The organism is Kosakonia sp. Marseille-Q7440 (genome assembly GCF_965119485.1).
This window is the reverse complement of the sequence record NZ_CBCPLT010000001.1, coordinates 2,914,338-2,931,390: the sequence shown is the minus strand read 5'-3', so window position 1 is coordinate 2,931,390 and position 17,053 is coordinate 2,914,338. Positions and strand designations below refer to the sequence as shown.

At 60.0% G+C, this 17,053-nt stretch carries 15 protein-coding genes; 10 read left to right on the top strand and 5 right to left on the bottom strand.

Translation table 11 applies throughout. The features are described 5' to 3' along the window. Positions 1 to 64 precede the first annotated feature (64 nt). The 8 genes from menD (at position 65) to ACWPW2_RS13655 (ending at position 8,692) form a co-directional block, all read left to right on the top strand. A complete protein-coding gene (gene menD, locus ACWPW2_RS13690; protein WP_454123523.1) occupies positions 65 to 1,735 on the top strand; it encodes a 2-succinyl-5-enolpyruvyl-6-hydroxy-3-cyclohexene-1-carboxylic-acid synthase in 1,671 nt (556 codons plus the stop codon). Continuing rightward, positions 1,732 to 2,508, top strand: coding sequence for a 2-succinyl-6-hydroxy-2,4-cyclohexadiene-1-carboxylate synthase (menH, locus tag ACWPW2_RS13685; protein ID WP_454123522.1), 777 nt, complete (start codon positions 1,732 to 1,734; stop codon positions 2,506 to 2,508). The genes menD and menH overlap by 4 nt, the downstream gene beginning before the upstream one ends. Further along, entirely contained in the window at positions 2,505 to 3,362 is an 858-nt protein-coding gene (gene menB / locus ACWPW2_RS13680; RefSeq protein WP_042714289.1) for a 1,4-dihydroxy-2-naphthoyl-CoA synthase, read from the top strand. The genes menH and menB overlap by 4 nt, the downstream gene beginning before the upstream one ends. Beyond that, the gene (gene menC / locus ACWPW2_RS13675) at positions 3,362 to 4,327 is read left to right on the top strand and encodes an o-succinylbenzoate synthase (protein WP_454123520.1); all 966 of its coding nucleotides are present in this window, start codon (positions 3,362 to 3,364) and stop codon (positions 4,325 to 4,327) included. The genes menB and menC overlap by 1 nt, the downstream gene beginning before the upstream one ends. After that, positions 4,324 to 5,688 carry an o-succinylbenzoate--CoA ligase gene (menE, locus tag ACWPW2_RS13670; protein WP_454123518.1) on the top strand — a complete coding sequence of 455 codons (1,365 nt, stop codon included), beginning with the start codon at positions 4,324 to 4,326 and terminating at the stop codon, positions 5,686 to 5,688. Before menC ends, menE begins: the two co-directional genes overlap by 4 nt. 105 nt (positions 5,689 to 5,793) lie before the next feature. After that, positions 5,794 to 6,714 carry an Rpn family recombination-promoting nuclease/putative transposase gene (locus tag ACWPW2_RS13665; RefSeq protein WP_454123516.1) on the top strand — a complete coding sequence of 307 codons (921 nt, stop codon included), beginning with the start codon at positions 5,794 to 5,796 and terminating at the stop codon, positions 6,712 to 6,714. Positions 6,715 to 6,859: 145 nt separating this feature from the next. Continuing rightward, positions 6,860 to 7,402, top strand: a complete 543-nt coding sequence (locus ACWPW2_RS13660; protein WP_023479894.1) for a YfaZ family outer membrane protein — start codon at positions 6,860 to 6,862, stop codon at positions 7,400 to 7,402. Between the two features lie 90 nt (positions 7,403 to 7,492). Continuing rightward, on the top strand, positions 7,493 to 8,692 hold the full coding sequence (locus ACWPW2_RS13655; RefSeq protein WP_454123513.1) for a nicotinamide mononucleotide deamidase-related protein YfaY: 1,200 nt from the start codon (positions 7,493 to 7,495) through the stop codon (positions 8,690 to 8,692). Between the two features lie 22 nt (positions 8,693 to 8,714). Here the strand turns inward: ACWPW2_RS13655 and glpC are convergent, their stop codons facing one another. The 3 genes from glpC to glpA are packed head-to-tail and all read right to left on the bottom strand — an operon-like array spanning position 8,715 to position 12,773. Beyond that, a complete protein-coding gene (glpC, locus tag ACWPW2_RS13650; protein WP_454123511.1) occupies positions 8,715 to 9,905 on the bottom strand; it encodes an anaerobic glycerol-3-phosphate dehydrogenase subunit GlpC in 1,191 nt (396 codons plus the stop codon). Further along, the gene (gene glpB / locus ACWPW2_RS13645; protein WP_454123665.1) at positions 9,905 to 11,161 is read right to left on the bottom strand and encodes a glycerol-3-phosphate dehydrogenase subunit GlpB; all 1,257 of its coding nucleotides are present in this window, start codon (positions 11,159 to 11,161) and stop codon (positions 9,905 to 9,907) included. The genes glpC and glpB overlap by 1 nt, the downstream gene beginning before the upstream one ends. Next, positions 11,151 to 12,773: an anaerobic glycerol-3-phosphate dehydrogenase subunit A gene (glpA, locus tag ACWPW2_RS13640; protein WP_454123509.1), complete on the bottom strand. Its 1,623-nt coding sequence runs from the start codon at positions 12,771 to 12,773 to the stop codon at positions 11,151 to 11,153. Before glpA ends, glpB begins: the two co-directional genes overlap by 11 nt. 277 nt (positions 12,774 to 13,050) lie before the next feature. On the opposite strand from glpA, the gene glpT reads away from it, so the two are divergent. After that, the gene (glpT, locus tag ACWPW2_RS13635) at positions 13,051 to 14,403 is read left to right on the top strand and encodes a glycerol-3-phosphate transporter (RefSeq protein WP_187799475.1); all 1,353 of its coding nucleotides are present in this window, start codon (positions 13,051 to 13,053) and stop codon (positions 14,401 to 14,403) included. An 11-nt stretch (positions 14,404 to 14,414) separates the two neighbouring features. Next, a complete protein-coding gene (glpQ, locus tag ACWPW2_RS13630; protein ID WP_454123507.1) occupies positions 14,415 to 15,479 on the top strand; it encodes a glycerophosphodiester phosphodiesterase in 1,065 nt (354 codons plus the stop codon). A 175-nt stretch (positions 15,480 to 15,654) separates the two neighbouring features. On the opposite strand, the gene yfaE is transcribed toward glpQ, so the two are convergent. Further along, entirely contained in the window at positions 15,655 to 15,909 is a 255-nt protein-coding gene (yfaE, locus tag ACWPW2_RS13625) for a class I ribonucleotide reductase maintenance protein YfaE (RefSeq protein ID WP_023479621.1), read from the bottom strand. Continuing rightward, complete coding sequence (gene nrdB, locus ACWPW2_RS13620) at positions 15,909 to 17,039, bottom strand: class Ia ribonucleoside-diphosphate reductase subunit beta (RefSeq protein ID WP_023479667.1); 1,131 nt, start codon at positions 17,037 to 17,039, stop codon at positions 15,909 to 15,911. Before nrdB ends, yfaE begins: the two co-directional genes overlap by 1 nt. Positions 17,040 to 17,053: the final 14 nt, after the last annotated feature.

Here is a 17,053-nt window from a genome sequence, read left to right as displayed (position 1 = left end):
ATATCAAAAACTAATCATTTCAGAAAATTTATACTTAGTCCCAATATTGATACCGGACAAATTCATGTCGATTAGCTCATTCAACCGACGCTGGGCCGCGGTGATTCTGGAAGCCTTAACGCGCCACGGCGTCAGGCATATCTGCATTGCGCCAGGCTCCCGTTCGACGCCGCTGACGCTTGCCGCCGCCGAAAACCGCGCATTCATTCATCACACCCATTTTGATGAGCGCGGGCTGGGCCATCTTGCGCTCGGGCTGGCGAAAGCGAGCCATGAACCGGTGGCGGTGATCGTCACCTCCGGTACCGCCGTGGCGAACCTCTATCCGGCGCTGATTGAAGCGGGGCTGACCGGCGAAAAATTGATATTGCTGACGGCGGATCGCCCGCCGGAGCTGATTGATTGCGGTGCTAATCAGGCGATTCGCCAGCCCGGCATCTTTGCTTCCCATCCGACAGAGGCCATCGCCTTACCGCGCCCGTCACAGGATATCCCGGCGCGCTGGCTGGTCTCGACGATTGATAATGTGTTGGGCACATTGCAGGGCGGGGCAGTGCATATTAACTGCCCGTTTGCCGAGCCGCTGTATGGCGAAATGGATGAGACCGGTCTTGGCTGGCAGCAGGCGTTAGGCGACTGGTGGCAGGATGATAAGCCCTGGCTACAGGCGTCCGCGCCGTGCGGCATTAACCGGGAGCGGGACTGGTTCTCCTGGCGGCAAAAACGCGGCGTTGTGATCGCCGGACGCATGAGTGCAACCGAAGGACGCAAGCTGGCGGAGTGGGCGAAAACCCTCGGCTGGCCGCTGATTGGCGATGTGTTATCGCAAACCGGGCAGCCGCTGCCCTGCGCCGATCTCTGGCTTGCTAATAGCCAGGCCGTTGAGGCGCTCAGCGAGGCGCAGATTGTGCTGCAATTTGGCAGCAGCCTGACCGGAAAACGTCTTTTACAGTGGCAGGCGACCTGCGCGCCGCAAGAGTACTGGCTGATTGATAACCTCCCCGGCAGGCTCGATCCGGCGCATCATCGTGGCCGTCGTTTAGTGGCGGATGTGGGCGGCTGGCTGGCGCTGCATCCGGCTGAACCCCGCGCGCCATGGTGCGAAAAGCTTACCTCGCTCGCAGCGCTTGCCTGGGAGCAGGTGCGTCTACAGCGTGAGAATTTCGGCGAAGCGCAGCTCGCACACCGTATTAGCGACTATTTACCGCCTCAGGGTCAGCTTTTTCTCGGCAACAGCCTGGTAGTCCGGCTGGTGGATGCGCTGGCGCAGTTGCCGGCAGGTTATCCGGTCTACAGCAACCGCGGCGCGAGCGGCATTGATGGCCTGCTCTCGACCGCGGCCGGGGTGCAGCGGGCCACCGCGCGCCCGACGCTGGCTATCGTCGGCGATCTCTCTGCGCTCTACGATCTTAACGCTCTCGCACTGCTGCGCCAGGCCTCCGCGCCCTTTGTGCTGCTGGTGGTCAATAACAACGGCGGGCAGATCTTCTCCCTGTTACCGACGCCGCCCGCCGAGCGCGAGCGCTTCTATCTGATGCCGCAAAATGTCCATTTCGATCATGCTGCCGCGATGTTTGAGCTTCCTTATCACCGCCCGGAGAGTTGGGCGCAGCTGGAGCAGGCGCTGAGCGAGGCCTGGCAGAAGCCAGGCGCGACGGTGATTGAAGTGGTGGTAAACGAGACCGACGGCGCACAGACCCTGCAAAACCTTGTCGCGCAGGTCAGCCAGCTATGAGTTTGCATGCAGAGATCCACTCTGGTCGGCAGCCGTTGCCGTGGCTGGTGTTTCTGCACGGTTTTTCCGGTGATGGCCGCGAATGGCAGCCCGTCGGCGCAGCGCTTGCGGATTTCCCGCGTCTCTATCTCGATTTGCCGGGCCACGGCGCGTCAGCCACAACCTCTGTTGACTCCTTTACCGGGATGGATGCGCTGCTGCGATCGACGCTTAGTCGTTACAACATACTGAACTACTGGCTGGTGGGGTACTCCCTCGGCGGCCGCATTGCGATGTTTCACGCTTGCCAGCAGCCAACGGGGCTACAGGGCATCATTATCGAAGGCGGGCACCCAGGACTTGCCGATGAGCAGGCGCGTGCCGCAAGGCTGGAGGCTGATGAAGCGTGGTGTCAGCGCCTGCGCCACCAGCCGCTCAGCGAGGTGTTTGACGCCTGGTATCGTCAGTCGGTATTTGCCGCGCTGACGGAAACCGAACGTGCGATGCTGGTTGCGCTGCGTAGCCACAATGACGGCAACGCGCTGGCGCAGATGCTGGCGGCAACGTCGCTTGGCCGCCAGCCCGATCTGCGTGCGGCGCTGCGTGACGCCACTTTTCCCGTTCACTATTTCTTTGGCGAACATGACCGTAAGTTTCGCGCGCTGGCGAGCGAAGTCGCACGCCACTGTTACGCCATTCCAGCCGCCGGGCACAACGCGCACCGGGAGAATCCCACGGCCGTTGCTGCCCTGCTGGCGCGAATTCTGCCTCTTGAGATTAAGGACCGACCATGATCTACCCTGATGAAAAAGAACTCTACGCCGCCGTTGAGTGGCACGACTGCTCCGAAGGTTTTAGCGATATCCGCTATCAAAAATCCGCTGACGGCATCGCCAAAATCACTATCAACCGCCCGGAAGTGCGCAACGCGTTTCGTCCTGTGACGGTAAAAGAGATGATTCAGGCGCTGGCCGATGCGCGCTATGACGACAATATCGGGGTGATTATCCTGACCGGTGAAGGTGATAAAGCCTTCTGCGCAGGCGGCGATCAGAAGGTGCGCGGCGATTACGGCGGCTACCAGGATGACTCCGGCGTGCATCACCTCAACGTCCTCGATTTTCAGCGCCAGATCCGCACCTGCCCGAAACCGGTGGTGGCGATGGTAGCGGGCTACTCCATCGGCGGCGGCCATGTGCTGCATATGATGTGCGATCTCACTATCGCGGCGGAAAACGCGATTTTCGGCCAGACCGGCCCGAAAGTCGGCTCCTTCGACGGCGGCTGGGGCGCGTCCTACATGGCGCGCATTGTCGGCCAGAAGAAAGCGCGCGAAATCTGGTTCCTTTGCCGCCAGTACGATGCGCAGCAGGCGCTGGATATGGGGCTGGTCAACACCGTGGTGCCGTTAGCGGATCTGGAAAAAGAGACCGTGCGCTGGTGCCGTGAAATGTTGCAGAACAGCCCGATGGCGCTGCGCTGTCTGAAAGCGGCGCTGAACGCCGACTGCGACGGTCAGGCCGGGCTGCAGGAGCTGGCGGGCAACGCCACCATGCTCTTCTATATGACCGAAGAGGGTCAGGAAGGTCGCAACGCCTTCAACCAGAAGCGCCAGCCTGACTTCAGCAAATTTAAACGGAACCCGTAATGCGCCAGGCGCAGATCTACCGCTGGCAGATCCCGCTGGATGCAGGCGTGGTGCTGCGCGAGCGTCGGCTGAAAACCCGGGACGGGCTCTTTATCCGGCTGCAGGAAAACGGCGGCGAAGGGTGGGGCGAGATTACCCCTCTGCCGGGGTTCAGCGTTGAGACGCTTGATGAGGTGCAGCCTGCGGTGATGGCGTGGGTGCAGGCCTGGCGTGACGGCGCGTCACCCGCGCTGCCATCTCAACCCAGCGCGGCCTTTGGCCTGAGCTGTGCGCTGGCTGAACTGGCAGGGGAGTTGCCGCAGCCTGCCGATTACCGTGCGGCGATGCTCTGTACCGGCGATCCCGATGAGCTGTTTGCCGCACTTGGCGCACTGTCCGGCGAGAAGCTGGCGAAGGTGAAAGTAGGCCTTTACGAAGCGGTGCGCGACGGCATGGTGGTTAATCTGCTGCTGGAGTCGATTCCCGATCTGCGCCTGCGTCTGGATGCCAATCGCGCCTGGACGCCGCTGAAAGCTCGCCAGTTCGCTAAATATGTTGCACCTGCCAACCGCCCACGCATCGCTTTTCTGGAAGAGCCGTGCCAGAGCCGCGAAGCATCGCTGGCCTTTGCTGAGGAGACCGGCATCGCCATCGCCTGGGATGAGAGCCTGCGCGAGGCGGATTTCACCTTTACGCCGCAGCCGGGCGTCAGCGCGGTGGTGATCAAGCCGACCCTCACCGGCAGCCTGCAAAAAGTGGCGCAGCAGGTCGCGGCGGCACATGCGCTCGGCTTGACGGCGGTGATCAGCTCCTCTCTGGAGTCGAGCTTCGGGCTAACGCAACTGGCGCGGATTGCCGCCTGGCTGACGCCCGGTACCGTGCCTGGCCTTGATACGTTGCAGTTGATGACCGCGCAGCTGGTTCGCCGCTGGCCCGGCAGCGAACTGCCCTGTATCGCGGCGGCGGAACTGGACGCGTTACTATGATTTTCCCTGACTGGCCGTGGCGATACTGGCGCGAGCAGCGCGGCGATCAACCTGCGCTGCGCTCAGGCCAGCACACCCTCACCTGGCAGCAGCTTTGTGACGAGGTGGATGCGCTGGCAAGCAGCTTTGCCCGCCAGGGCGTTGGCGTGGGTGATGGCGTGATGCTGCGTGCGCGCAACCAGCCGCAGACGGTGCTCGCCTGGCTGGCCCTGTTGCAGTGCGGCGCGCGGGTATTACCGATCAATCCGCAGCTTCCCGTCGCCTTGCTGGATGCGCTGCTGCCCGCCATGACCCTGCGCTTCGCCCTCGATCTCACCCCCGCGCCGCTGGCGCACGATTTTATCCCTCTGCGCTGTGCGCAAGCGCCGGGTGAGCATGCGGTTGCATGGCAGCCGCAGCGGCTGGCGTCGATGACGCTCACCTCCGGCTCAACCGGTTTGCCGAAAGCGGCGGTGCATACCTGCGCCGCCCATCTGGCGAGTGCGCAGGGCGTGCTCGCATTGATCCCCTTTAATAAGGATGATGACTGGCTGCTTTCGCTGCCGCTGTTTCATGTCTCGGGGCAGGGCATTTTGTGGCGCTGGCTGTTGGCGGGCGCGCGCATGACGGTGCGCGACAAGCTGCCGCTCGATCAGGCGCTGCGCGGTTGCAGCCATGCGTCGCTGGTGCCGACGCAGCTTTGGCGCCTGCTCAATGAGAATACCCCGCTGTCGTTGAAAGCGGTGCTGCTCGGCGGCGCAGCCATTCCGGTAGAGCTGACCGAACAGGCGCGCGAGCGCGGCATCCGCTGCTGGTGCGGATATGGTTTGACGGAGTTTGCCTCAACGGTGTGTGCGAAAGAGGCCGACGGCGCGCCGGATGTCGGTTATGCGTTGCCGGGGCGTGAGGTGAAAATTGTCGGCGACGAGGTGTGGTTGCGTGCAGAGAGCCTCGCCACAGGTTACTGGCGCAACGGCGCCTTGCTGCCGCTGCTTAATGATGCAGGCTGGTTTGCCACCCGCGATCGCGGCACGCTGCATGAAGGGCGGCTTACTCTGCACGGGCGGCTGGATAACCTCTTTTTCAGCGGTGGCGAAGGCATTCAGCCTGAAGAGGTAGAGCGCGCCATCGCCCGTCATCCGCAGGTGCAGCAGGTGTTTGTGGTACCGGTTGATGATGTGGAATTTGGTCAGCGCCCTGTCGCGGTAATTGAGTGCGAAAGCGAAGTCAATGTCGCGGCTCTAAGCCACTGGGCGGCGGATAAGCTGGCGCGTTTTCAACAGCCGGTGCGCTGGCTGCCTTTGCCAGAGGAGCTGAAAAACGGCGGCATCAAAATCTCCCGCCGCGCCCTGCAAACATGGGTGAACCAGCAGCAGCGCTAGTGCCGCAACTCTTTTTGCGAGCTGCCTCGACAGAGCGAAAACCGACGGCTGACACGCGCTCAGAGTGTGCTAATTTGCGCCCGACAGGCTAAAGCAGGGAGAGCTATGGGCACATCTTCATCATCTGCACCGCATGATGCGGTGTTTCGCAAATTACTGTCACATGCGGAAACGGCGCGTGACTTTTTCGAAATCCATCTACCGAAGCGTTTACTGGCGCTGTGTGATCTGAATACTTTGCATCTCGAGTCGGGCAGCTTTGTTGAGGAGAATCTGCGTTATTGCTACTCCGATATTCTCTACTCTCTTAAAACCCCCTCTGGCGACGGTTATCTCTATGCATTGGTGGAGCATCAAAGCTCACCAGATAAGAATATGGCCTTTCGCCTGATGCGCTATGCCATAGCGGCTATGCAGCGCCATCTTGATAAAGGACATACCGAACTGCCGCTAGTGATCCCGGTGTTGTTCTATCATGGACGGGTAACCCCCTACCCGTGGTCACTGCGCTGGCTCGACAGATTTCCATTATCTCAACAGGCTGAAGCGCTCTATACGCAGACCTTTCCTCTGATCGATGTCTCGCAGATACCCGACGCTGAAATCGCGCAACATCGGCGGATTGCGATGCTCGAACTCCTGCAAAAACATGTGCGTCAGCGGGATATGCTGGAGCTCAGGGAGCAACTGGTCAGCCTGCTGGCGCTGGGATACACTGGCAACCCGCAGTTGAAAGCGTTGCTGCACTACCTGTTACAGGCCGGGCACACCGCCGATCCGGCAACGCTTTTGACCGCCATGGCCAGCCAGACAGTGGATCAGCAGCAGAAGGAGACGTTAATGAACATTGCACAATATCTTCGTGAGGAGGGGCTGGTTAAAGGTCTGGCTCAGGGGCGAGCCGAAGGCGTTCAGCAGGAGGCGATGCGCATCGCGAAAGTGATGCTGGAAAAGGGGATGGAGCCTGACGTTGTGGCCTCCCTGACCGGTATTCCGGTTGAGATGGTAGAGAAGGCCCGCCACTGAACTCCCCAGCGCCAGGCTTTTATCCCTTAGCCCCGAAAGCGTGTTTGCCTCAGGCCGCGCACGCTATTAGACGTTCTTCTGCCGGGAAAATAAGCGTACAATCAGACGCTTTGGGGCGCTGCCCCGTTTCGTGCGGAACGTGAAAATGAAAAAGTTAGCTCTATTAGGATGTGCTGGCGTGTTGCTGGCCTCCGCCGGTGCGCAGGCGATTAGCCTGAATGGACAGATTGGTAAAGATTACAGCAGCCTCGGTTTCGGTCTGGGAACCGAAACCAGCGGTATCGCGGTCAGCGGTAACTGGGCGCATAGCGAAGATGATGGTGATACCGCAAGCCTTGGGCTTGGTTACAACCTGCCGCTCGGGCCGTTCCTGGCAACCGTTGGTGGTAAAGGCATCTACCTGAACCCGGATGAGGGCAGCGAAGGCTACGCCATTGCTGTCGGCGGCGGTTTGCAGTGGGAGATCGCGCGCAGCTTCAACATTTTCGGCGAGTATTACTACTCTCCGGACTCGCTCTCAAGCGGCGTCAAAGAGTACCAGGAAGCCAAAGCCGGTGCGCGTTATACCATTATGCGCCCGTTCACCGTCGAAGCCGGTTATCGCTACATTGAGATGGCAGGCAAAGATGGCCGCCGCGACAGCATCGTTGCGGATGGTCCTTATCTCGGCGCCAGCGCCAGCTTCTGATCCCCCGGCGCGGCAGCCGCCGCGCCCGTTTCCCCCTCTTTAGTCTGCGCATGCGCTATAGTGTTTCAACCCCGATTGCAGGAGCGAACGATGTTAAATGTGGAGATGTTATCGACCGGCGATGAAGTGCTGCATGGCCAGATTGTCGATACCAATGCGGCCTGGCTGGCCGACGTATTTTTTAACCAGGGGTTGCCGTTAACGCGCCGCCACACCGTTGGCGATAACCTCGACGATTTAATTGCGATTTTGCGCGAGCGCAGCGAACAGGCCGATGTGCTGATCGTCAACGGCGGTCTTGGGCCGACCAGCGATGATTTGAGCGCGCTGGCAGCGGCCACCGCCAAAGGCGAAACGCTGGTGCTGCACGAAGCGTGGCTTAAGCAGATGGAGCGCTTTTTTACCGATCGCGGCCGCGTAATGGCCCCCAGCAACCGCAAGCAGGCGGAGATCCCCGCCAGCGCCGAGCTGGTCGATAACCCGGTTGGCACCGCCTGCGGGTTTGCATTGCAGTTCAACCGCTGCCTGATGTTCTTTACCCCCGGCGTTCCCTCAGAATTTAAAGTGATGGTTGAGCAGGAGATCCTGCCGCGTCTGCGCGAGCGTTTCACTCTGCCGCAGCCGCCGGTCTGCCTGCGTTTGACCACCTTTGGTCGCTCCGAGAGCGATCTGGCAGAAAAACTCCAGCATCTCGATCTGCCGCCCGGCGTGGTGATGGGTTACCGCTCATCGATGCCGATTATCGAACTGAAATTGACCGGCCCGGCGGAGCAGCGTACGGCGATGGAAGCGCTGTGGCCGGAAGTGAAAAAAGTGGCGGGGAAAAGCCTGATTTTTGAAGGTACCGAGGGGTTACCGGCCGCGATTGCCGCCGCGCTGCGCGAGCGCCAGCTGAGCCTGACCCTGAGCGAGCAGTTCACCAGCGGGCTTATCGCCTTGCAACTCTCCCGCGCCGGTGCGCCGCTGCTCGCCAGTGAAGTGCTGCCGTCGCAGGCCGAGGCGCTGGCACAAACCGCGCGCTGGACAACCGAGTCACGCAACCGGCATCTCGCCGGGCTGGCGTTAACCGTCACCGGGCTGGAAGAGGATCATCTCAACTTTGCGCTGGCGACGCCGGAAGGCACCCGCGCGCTGCGGGTGAAGTTCAACAGTAGCCGCCACAGCCTGGCGGTGCGCCAGGAAGTCTGCGCAATGCTGGCACTCAATATCCTGCGCCGCTGGCTGGCGGGCAAAGATATCGCCAGCGATCACGGCTGGATAGCGGTGGTTGAAACTCTCGCCGTGGAATAAGCCAGCAGGAGAGGCGCTGGCGTTAGCCTAGTGCCCGCGCCAGCAACGTAATGGGATGTTCGCAGGGTTTGCCGGTGGACATCTCAATCTGCCATTTGCAGGTCTCACAATCCGTCACCACCAGATCCGCGCCGCTGGCGTCAATTTGTGCAAACAGCGGTGCGCCAATGGCCTGTGAGGTGGCGTAGTTCTCCCGCTTAAAACCGTAGGTGCCCGCGATGCCGCAACAGGCTGAGTCCAGCACCGTCAGCTCCAGCCCCGGAATGCGCCGCAGCAGATCCAGCGTGTAGTGCGTCCAGCCCATCTTCTCCATATGACACGGCGTGTGATAAACCACTTTCAGCGGCATCTCCCTCAGCCGCAGCGTATGCCCCTCATCGAGCTGTCGCCAGATCCAGCGGGTGGCTAAATCGATGTGCGAGCGCAGGTGGCTGTTATCGACCTCCAGCAGATGTGGATACTCGTCGCGCAGGGTGAAGGCGCAGGTGGAGGAGGTGGCGAGCACCTGCATTCCATCCATGCCAATCGCCTGCTCTAATGCGCTGAGGTTGAACTGCGCCTGCTTTTTCGCCTTAGCGAAGTAGCCGTTGGCGATCAGCGGGACGCCGCAACACTTCTCACGCTGCAGTAACTGCACGCCAATGCCCATCTGGTTCAGCACGCGGATCAGGTCTTTCCCTAGCTGCGGATGGTTGTAATTGACATAGCAGCCATGGAAAAACGCCACCTGCTCGCCATAGGCGCGCTGCTGCGCCGCCACGCTGCGATACCAGTGGCGAAACGTGCCGCCGCGGGCGTATTTCGGCAGCGTGCGGTGGTGATCGATTTTTAACGCTTTATCCAGCAACTGGCGCACCGGCTTAAGGGATGTCGCGGCGTTGACCAGCGGCGCGAGAGGCGTCGACAGGGTACCCATCAGATCCGTATGGCTGAGAATGGCGTTACGCACTGAGAGCGGTTTTGCCCCATGCTGCGCGCGGGCGCGCTGGATCAGATCGCCAATTTTCACCCCGGACGGGCAGGCGGTTTCGCAGCGCTTACAGTTGGTGCAATATTTCAGCGCTTCGTCATACAGCGCGGCATCTTTCAGCCGTAGCCGCTCGCCATCCGGCCCGGCCTGTTTCGGCCCGGGATAAGCGGGATTGACCCGGCTTACCGGGCAGGCGGTGGTGCAGGCGGTACATTTAATACAGCTTTCGAAAGAGGTGTGCATTAGGGTTTTCCTCCCTGAGCGAGGATCTGCTGCGCCGCATGCAGCGCCGTCACGGCGCAAACACCGCCGCCGCAGCCCTGGGCGATGGCGTCATAGCCGCCAAGTAGCGAGCCGATCGCATAGAGATTTTCAAGCGCTTGCCCGTCGCGCAGACCGCGCAGTTGTTCATCGGTGCGCACACCGAACTGGTGCCACGGCTGCGGGGCAAAGAGATCGTCGCCATACCACTCCCGGCGGGAGTTGCTTTGCAGGACATCGAGATTGAATACCGCTTCGCGCACGCGATCGCGCCCGGCGACCAGCCCGTTACTGAAAAAGCTGCCGCTGGCCAGCACGATATGGCGGGCGCGCAGCGGCAGATCGTCATGTTTGCGCGTCCAGAGCTGCGTTACCTGGCCGTGATTGATATCGGCGCGCAGTACCTCATCGCCCGGCATCCAGCTGCCGCCGCTGCGCGTAAACCGCTGCTGCAAGGCGTGCTGTAAGCGCATGCCCATCACCGAAGGCGGCAGCGTGGCGATCAGCCGCAGCGGGCAGGCGAGCTCCTCGCTGAGGCGGGCAAAAACGGTACTGTCTGTCAGACCAAAACAGGCGGGAAGCCACAGCATTTCATACCGCGCACTCAGCGGGCGCAGGACGGCGCAGAGATCGGCGTAGTGTTCAGGGCGATCGAGTTGGCGCGCAATGGTCACAGCGCGAAATTCGCTCGGGTTATCGCGAAGCGTGTCGAGAAGCGGTAGCGCAATCTCTTCCGCCCCGGCAGCAATACCGCGCTGGCGCAGTGCTTCCACCGCCAGTTCGGGCTGAAAGTCGAGAAAGCCGCTGATGCCAACGACGCCGACGCGCAGCCCCGGCTGCGGTTTCAACGCAATCTCTTGTGGGCTGAGCCACGCGCGGCGATAAGTGCCCAGCGGTGTGACGCGCAGGTGCGGCGTATCGACATCGCCCTGCATCTGTAGCCCGCAGTCGGCGAGCAGGGTTTGAGTTTGCTGCGCATAGTGGCGCACGCGCTCGACGCTAAGCCGCGCATAAGGGTGTTCGGGGTGGTGGTGTTGCAGGTGCGCAATGGACTCTGTCAGCGTGCCGGCCGGTTTGCCGTCCGGCAGACGGGAGAGCAGATCGAGAGAGCCGGAAGAGAAGCTGAGCGCGCTCTGCCCGCGGCTGACAATCGCGCAGCGCTGGCCGCTCTCGCTCAGACGAATGCCGCACAGCAATCCCGCCAGCCCGCCGCCGATAATCACCGTATCAAATCTCATCATCGTGCTCCTTCTCCAGCCCGCACAGCCCCTGGTAAACCCAGCGGGTAAACTCGCTTTCACGCAGCGCATCGCCCCAGGCGATGGGTTTGATTCCCTTCCAGCGCTCGTTCAGAAACTCCGCCAGCTGCCTGCGCGCCTCGTTGTCGCGCGTGACGTGCAGCCGGTTAAGCTGCCCGGCGGCGCGGCAGGCGCAGAGCTCGCCCTGGCAGGTGCCCATGCCGACGCGGGTGCGGCGGCGCAGATCGAGCAGTGAGGTGACATTGAGGTTTTCCACCGCATACTGCACTTCCCCGGCGGTGACGGCTTCGCACTCGCACACCAGGCTGCGGCTGTGCCGGTCGCTGGCGAGCCACGCCGGGGCGCGATCGCCGTGGCGGTAGACTGCTGAACCGCGCAGCGGCGTTGGCAGGGAGATGATCTTCTTCAGCGCCTCACCCGGGGAACCCAGCGATCCTGGCAATGCTTTTGTCGCCGTGGTGCAGGCTACGTTATGGTTGAGCTTGCGGCAGACGGCATCCGTTGCCCACTCGGCCATCAGGCGGTAGGTCATCAGCTTGCCGCCGGTAATAGTGATAAAACCCTCCAGCCCGTCGCGCGCAGCGTGGTCGAGCAGCACAATGCCGCGGCTGACGTTGCGCCCGCTGGGATCGTCATCGCTCGCCACCAGCGGACGCACGCCAGCATAGGCGCGCAGAATGCGCGTCTGCCCCATTACCGGTGCCAGTTTCTCCCCTTCGCGCAGCAGAATGTCCACCTCATCTGCCGTGACGCGCACATTATCGATATCCGCATAATCAATCTGCGTTGAAGTGGTACCAATCAGTGAAATGGTGTCGCCGGGCACAAGAATATCGGCGTCGGCAGGCTTGCGGCAGCGGTTGATGACATGCTGGTTAATGCGGTGATCGAGGATCAGCAGCGCGCCTTTTGCCGGGAACATGCGAATGCGCAAATCGGCATACTCCGCGATGCGCTGGCCCCAAATCCCGGCGGCGTTAACCACTACCGGGGCATGCAGATCGCGGATTTCACCGCTGGCGAGATGGCGCAGACGCACGCCATATACCGTGTCGCCCGTGCGCAGCAGGCCGCAAACTTCGTGGCCGGTGAGGATTTTCGCGCCGTGCTCGCGGGCATCAAGCATATTGCTGGCGGTCAGGCGGAAGGGATCGACAGTGCCGTCCGGCACGCGTACCGCGCCGATAAGCTGCGGGTTGACGCTCGGCTCCATGCGCCTCGCTTCCTGTGGGCTAATGGCCTGCGCGGCAATCCCGGCGCGGGTGCAGGCCGCAATGAAGTGTGACTGGTAGCTCAGATCGTCTTCCGGCAGGGTGATAAACAGCCCGTCGGTCGCTTCAATACAGTGGCGGGCAATACGTTTGAGGATCTGGTTTTCGGCGATGCATTCACGCGCTGATTCATTGTCGGTCACCGCATAACGCGCGCCGCTGTGCAGCAAACCGTGGTTGCGGCCGGTGGCTCCGGTGGCAATGTCGTGGCGTTCAAGCAGAACAGCGCGCAGGCCGCGCAGGGCGCAATCACGGGCGATACCGGCACCCGTTGCACCGCCGCCAATAATGATTACATCGTAGTCGTTTGAGTAGGGCACGGTCGTCTCCTGGCTGGTCGACGTTCTTTACCGACCATTTAGCCATACCCTTACTGTGGTTTGTTTGATATCGCGCATATACGAACAAGAAACGAAAGTGAAATGCACTTTTCCGCACGAAGTTAGAGCTTTGTCATATTTCTGTAACATTATATGTGGCATTTCATTCTTTCTCGTCAAAACTTTCTCTACAATCCGCCGCGAACTACTCAAGCAACTTTCGTTTTCACTCATGACGCCTGATGTCATGACTTTTACCGTGCCACGGAGGCAGTTTATGTTGAGCATTTTCAAACCCGCCCCCCACCAGGCGCGTCTGCCCGACGCGCAGGTTGATCCTCTGTACCGCCGCTTACGCTGGCAAATCTTTTTGGGCATCTTCTTTGGTTACGCCGCCTACTACCTGGTGCGTAAGAACTTTGCGCTGGCGATGCCCTATCTGGTAGAGCAGGGCTTCTCGCGCGGGGATCTGGGCTTTGCGCTGTCGGGGATCTCGATTGCCTACGGCTTCTCGAAATTCATCATGGGTTCGGTGTCGGATCGCTCGAATCCGCGCGTTTTCCTGCCCGCTGGTCTGATTCTGGCCGCAGCAGTGATGCTGTTTATGGGCTTTGTGCCGTGGGCCACCTCCAGCATCGCCGTGATGTTTGTGCTGCTGTTTCTCTGCGGCTGGTTCCAGGGGATGGGCTGGCCGCCGTGCGGACGCACGATGGTGCACTGGTGGTCGCAGAAGGAGCGCGGCAGCATTGTGTCGGTGTGGAACTGCGCCCATAACGTCGGCGGCGGTCTGCCTCCGCTGCTCTTCCTGCTGGGGATGGCGTGGTTTAACGACTGGCACGCGGCGCTCTATATGCCAGCCTTTGGTGCCATTCTGGTGGCGATTATCGCTTTCGCACTGATGCGCGATACGCCGCAATCCTGCGGCCTGCCGCCGATTGAAGAGTACAAAAACGACTACCCGGACGATTACAGCGACAAGCATGAAGAGGAGCTGACGGCGAAGCAGATCTTTATGCAGTACGTGCTGCCGAACAAACTGCTGTGGTATATCGCCATCGCTAACGTCTTTGTCTATCTGCTGCGCTACGGCATTCTCGACTGGTCACCGACCTACCTGAAAGAGGTGAAGCACTTCGCGCTGGATAAATCCTCCTGGGCCTACTTCCTCTATGAGTACGCGGGTATTCCCGGCACGCTGATCTGCGGCTGGATGTCGGACAAAGTCTTTAAGGGGAACCGCGGCGCGACCGGTGTCTTCTTTATGACGCTGGTGACCATCGCCACCATCGTTTACTGGCTCAACCCGGCGGGCAACCCGGGCGTCGATATGGCCTGCATGATCGTTATTGGCTTTTTGATTTACGGCCCGGTGATGCTGATTGGTCTGCACGCGCTGGAGCTGGCACCGAAAAAAGCGGCCGGTACTGCGGCGGGCTTTACCGGCCTGTTTGGCTACCTTGGTGGTTCAGTGGCGGCGAGCGCCATTGTTGGCTATACCGTCGATTTCTTCGGCTGGGACGGCGGTTTCATGGTGATGATTGGTGGCAGCGTGTTAGCGGTTCTGCTGCTGATCGTGGTGATGATTGGCGAAAAACGCCATCACGCTGACGTGCTTGCGCGTCGTCAATAACAGGAGATGTTATGAAATTGACCTTTAGCCGCATTACGACAGGCCTGCTGCTGGCGGGCCTGATGGCAGGCCAGGCACTGGCTGCGGAGAAACTGGTGATTGCTCATCGCGGTGCCAGCGGTTATCTGCCGGAGCATACGCTGCCTGCCAAAGCGATGGCCTATGCCCAGGGTGCCGATTATCTGGAGCAGGATCTGGTGATGACCAAAGACGATCGTCTGGTGGTGCTGCATGACCACTATCTCGATCGCGTCACCGATGTTGCCGAGCGCTTTCCCGACCGTGCCCGCAAAGATGGCCGTTATTACGCCATCGATTTCACCCTGGATGAGATCCGCTCGCTGAAATTCAGCGAAGGGTTTGAGTTAAAGAACGGCAAGAAAGAGCAGGTTTTCCCGGGCCGTTTCCCGATGGGCAAGTCCGATTTCCGCATTCATACCTTTGAAGAGGAGATTGAGTTTGTGCAGGGGCTGAACCACTCGACAGGTAAAGATATCGGGATTTACCCTGAGATCAAAGCCCCGTGGTTCCACCATCAGGAAGGGAAGGATATTGCGAAGGCGACCCTCGAGGTGCTGAAGAAGTACGGTTACAGCAGCAAAAAAGATAAGGTCTATCTGCAATGTTTCGACGCCGATGAGCTGAAGCGCATCAAAAATGAGCTTGAGCCTAAGATGGGGATGGATCTCAATCTGGTGCAGCTGATTGCCTATACCAAATGGAATGAGACCCAGCAGAAGCAGCCGGACGGCAAATGGATCAATTACGATTATGACTGGATGCTGAAACCCGGCGCGATGAAGCAGATTGCGCAGTACGCGGATGGTATCGGCCCTGATTACCATATGCTGGTGGCGGACGGCTCGAAGCCGGGTCACGTGCAGTTAACGGCGATGGTGAAAGAGGCGCATGCCAGCCATTTGCAGGTGCACCCGTTTACGGTGCGCGCCGATCAGCTTCCGCCCTATGCCACCGATGTGAATCAGCTTTATGAGGTGTTGTACCACCAGGCCGGGGTCGACGGGTTGTTTACCGATTTCCCCGATAAAGCGGTGCAGTTTTTAAAGCGGAAATAAAAGTGGGGCCTGGTAAGTGAAGTTGCCTGATGGCGCTTCGCTTATCAGGCCTACGGGGGATGAGCGTGCAGTCATGGTGGGCATATTGCCTGATGGCGCTTCGCTTATCAGGCCTACAAAAGATGAGTCTGCAGAAAATGTAGGCCGGGTAAACGCAGTGCCACCCGGCATTTTTTTACATCTCGATCTCAATATCGCCTTTCGCCCGGCAGCAGCAGGGCAAAATTTCCCCTTCGTTGATAAAGGCCAGCGGCTCGCTAATCCAGTCCACCTGGCCTGCTACCAGCCGACAGCGGCAGGAGCCGCAGTAGCCTTCACGGCACTGGTATTCAACTTCCACCTGCTGGGACTCCAGCGCCACCAGCAGGGAAGGGTGCTCTTCCTGGCAATGCACATGCGTGCCGGAAAGGCGGAGCGTAACCCGGCTCATCACAGCTGGAAGTTGCTCAGATCGTCGGTATCGACCTGCGAATCGATCTGCCCGACGAGGTAGGAGCTCACTTCCACTTCCTGCGGCGCCACCTGCACGTTATCGGACACCAGCCAGGTGTTGATCCACGGAATCGGGTTGGAGCGGGTCTGGAATGGCAGGTCAAGGCCCACCGCCTGCATGCGGATGTTGGTGATGTACTCAACATACTGGCAGAGGATATCTTTGTTCAGGCCAATCATTGAGCCGCCGGAGAAGAGGTACTCCGCCCACTCTTTCTCCTGCTGCGCCGCCTGCACAAACAGGTCATAGCACTCTTTTTTGCACTCTTCGGCAATCTCCGCCATCTCCGGATCGTCAACCCCGGAGCGCAGCAGGTTCAGCATATGCTGGGTGCCGGTCAGGTGCAGGGCTTCATCGCGGGCGATCAGGCGAATGATTTTGGCATTGCCTTCCATCAGTTCGCGTTCGGCGAAGGCGAAGGAGCAGGCGAAGCTGACATAGAAGCGGATCGCTTCCAGCGCGTTCACGCTCATCAGGCAGAGATAGAGCTTCTTCTTCAGCTCGCGCAGGCTGATGGTGACGGTTTTGCCGTTCACGCTATGGGTGCCTTCACCCAGCAGATGCCAGTAGTTGGTCATCTCAATCAGTTCGTCATAGAAGGAGGAGATCCCTTCCGCACGCTTGAGGATCTGCTCATTGGTGACGATATCGTCAAACACCACCGCCGGATCGTTAACGATATTGCGGATGATATGGGTGTAGGAGCGCGAGTGAATGGTTTCTGAAAACGCCCAGGTTTCCACCCAGGTTTCCAGCTCCGGAATGGAGATCAGCGGCAGCAGCGCGACGTTCGGGCTACGGCCCTGAATCGAGTCCAGCAGCGTCTGATACTTCAGGTTGCTGATAAAGATATGCTTTTCATGTTCCGGCAGTGCCTGGAAGTCGATGCGATCGCGGGAAACATCAACTTCTTCCGGACGCCAGAAGAAGGAGAGTTGCTTTTCGATCAGCTTTTCGAAGATGTCATATTTTTGCTGGTCGTAGCGCGCCACGTTCACCGGCTGGCCAAAGAACATCGGCTCGAGCAGCTGATCGTTTTTCTTCTGAGAAAAGGTGGTGTATGCCATGAATGTGAGTCCTG

Bases quoted from the DNA above. Each gene is read 5' to 3' on its own strand.
- ACWPW2_RS13665 (WP_454123516.1), top strand. From the start codon at position 5,794: ATGGGCACATCTTCATCATCTGCACCGCATGATGCGGTGTTTCGCAAA.
- ACWPW2_RS13660 (WP_023479894.1), top strand. From the start codon at position 6,860: ATGAAAAAGTTAGCTCTATTAGGATGTGCTGGCGTGTTGCTGGCCTCC.
- menE (WP_454123518.1), top strand. From the start codon at position 4,324: ATGATTTTCCCTGACTGGCCGTGGCGATACTGGCGCGAGCAGCGCGGC.
- glpT (WP_187799475.1), top strand. From the start codon at position 13,051: ATGTTGAGCATTTTCAAACCCGCCCCCCACCAGGCGCGTCTGCCCGAC.
- glpQ (WP_454123507.1), top strand. From the start codon at position 14,415: ATGAAATTGACCTTTAGCCGCATTACGACAGGCCTGCTGCTGGCGGGC.
- ACWPW2_RS13655 (WP_454123513.1), top strand. From the start codon at position 7,493: ATGTTAAATGTGGAGATGTTATCGACCGGCGATGAAGTGCTGCATGGC.
- glpB (WP_454123665.1), bottom strand. From the start codon at position 11,161: ATGAGATTTGATACGGTGATTATCGGCGGCGGGCTGGCGGGATTGCTG.
- menC (WP_454123520.1), top strand. From the start codon at position 3,362: ATGCGCCAGGCGCAGATCTACCGCTGGCAGATCCCGCTGGATGCAGGC.
- menB (WP_042714289.1), top strand. From the start codon at position 2,505: ATGATCTACCCTGATGAAAAAGAACTCTACGCCGCCGTTGAGTGGCAC.
- glpC (WP_454123511.1), bottom strand. From the start codon at position 9,905: ATGCACACCTCTTTCGAAAGCTGTATTAAATGTACCGCCTGCACCACC.
- yfaE (WP_023479621.1), bottom strand. From the start codon at position 15,909: ATGAGCCGGGTTACGCTCCGCCTTTCCGGCACGCATGTGCATTGCCAG.
- menD (WP_454123523.1), top strand. From the start codon at position 65: ATGTCGATTAGCTCATTCAACCGACGCTGGGCCGCGGTGATTCTGGAA.
- menH (WP_454123522.1), top strand. From the start codon at position 1,732: ATGAGTTTGCATGCAGAGATCCACTCTGGTCGGCAGCCGTTGCCGTGG.
- nrdB (WP_023479667.1), bottom strand. From the start codon at position 17,039: ATGGCATACACCACCTTTTCTCAGAAGAAAAACGATCAGCTGCTCGAG.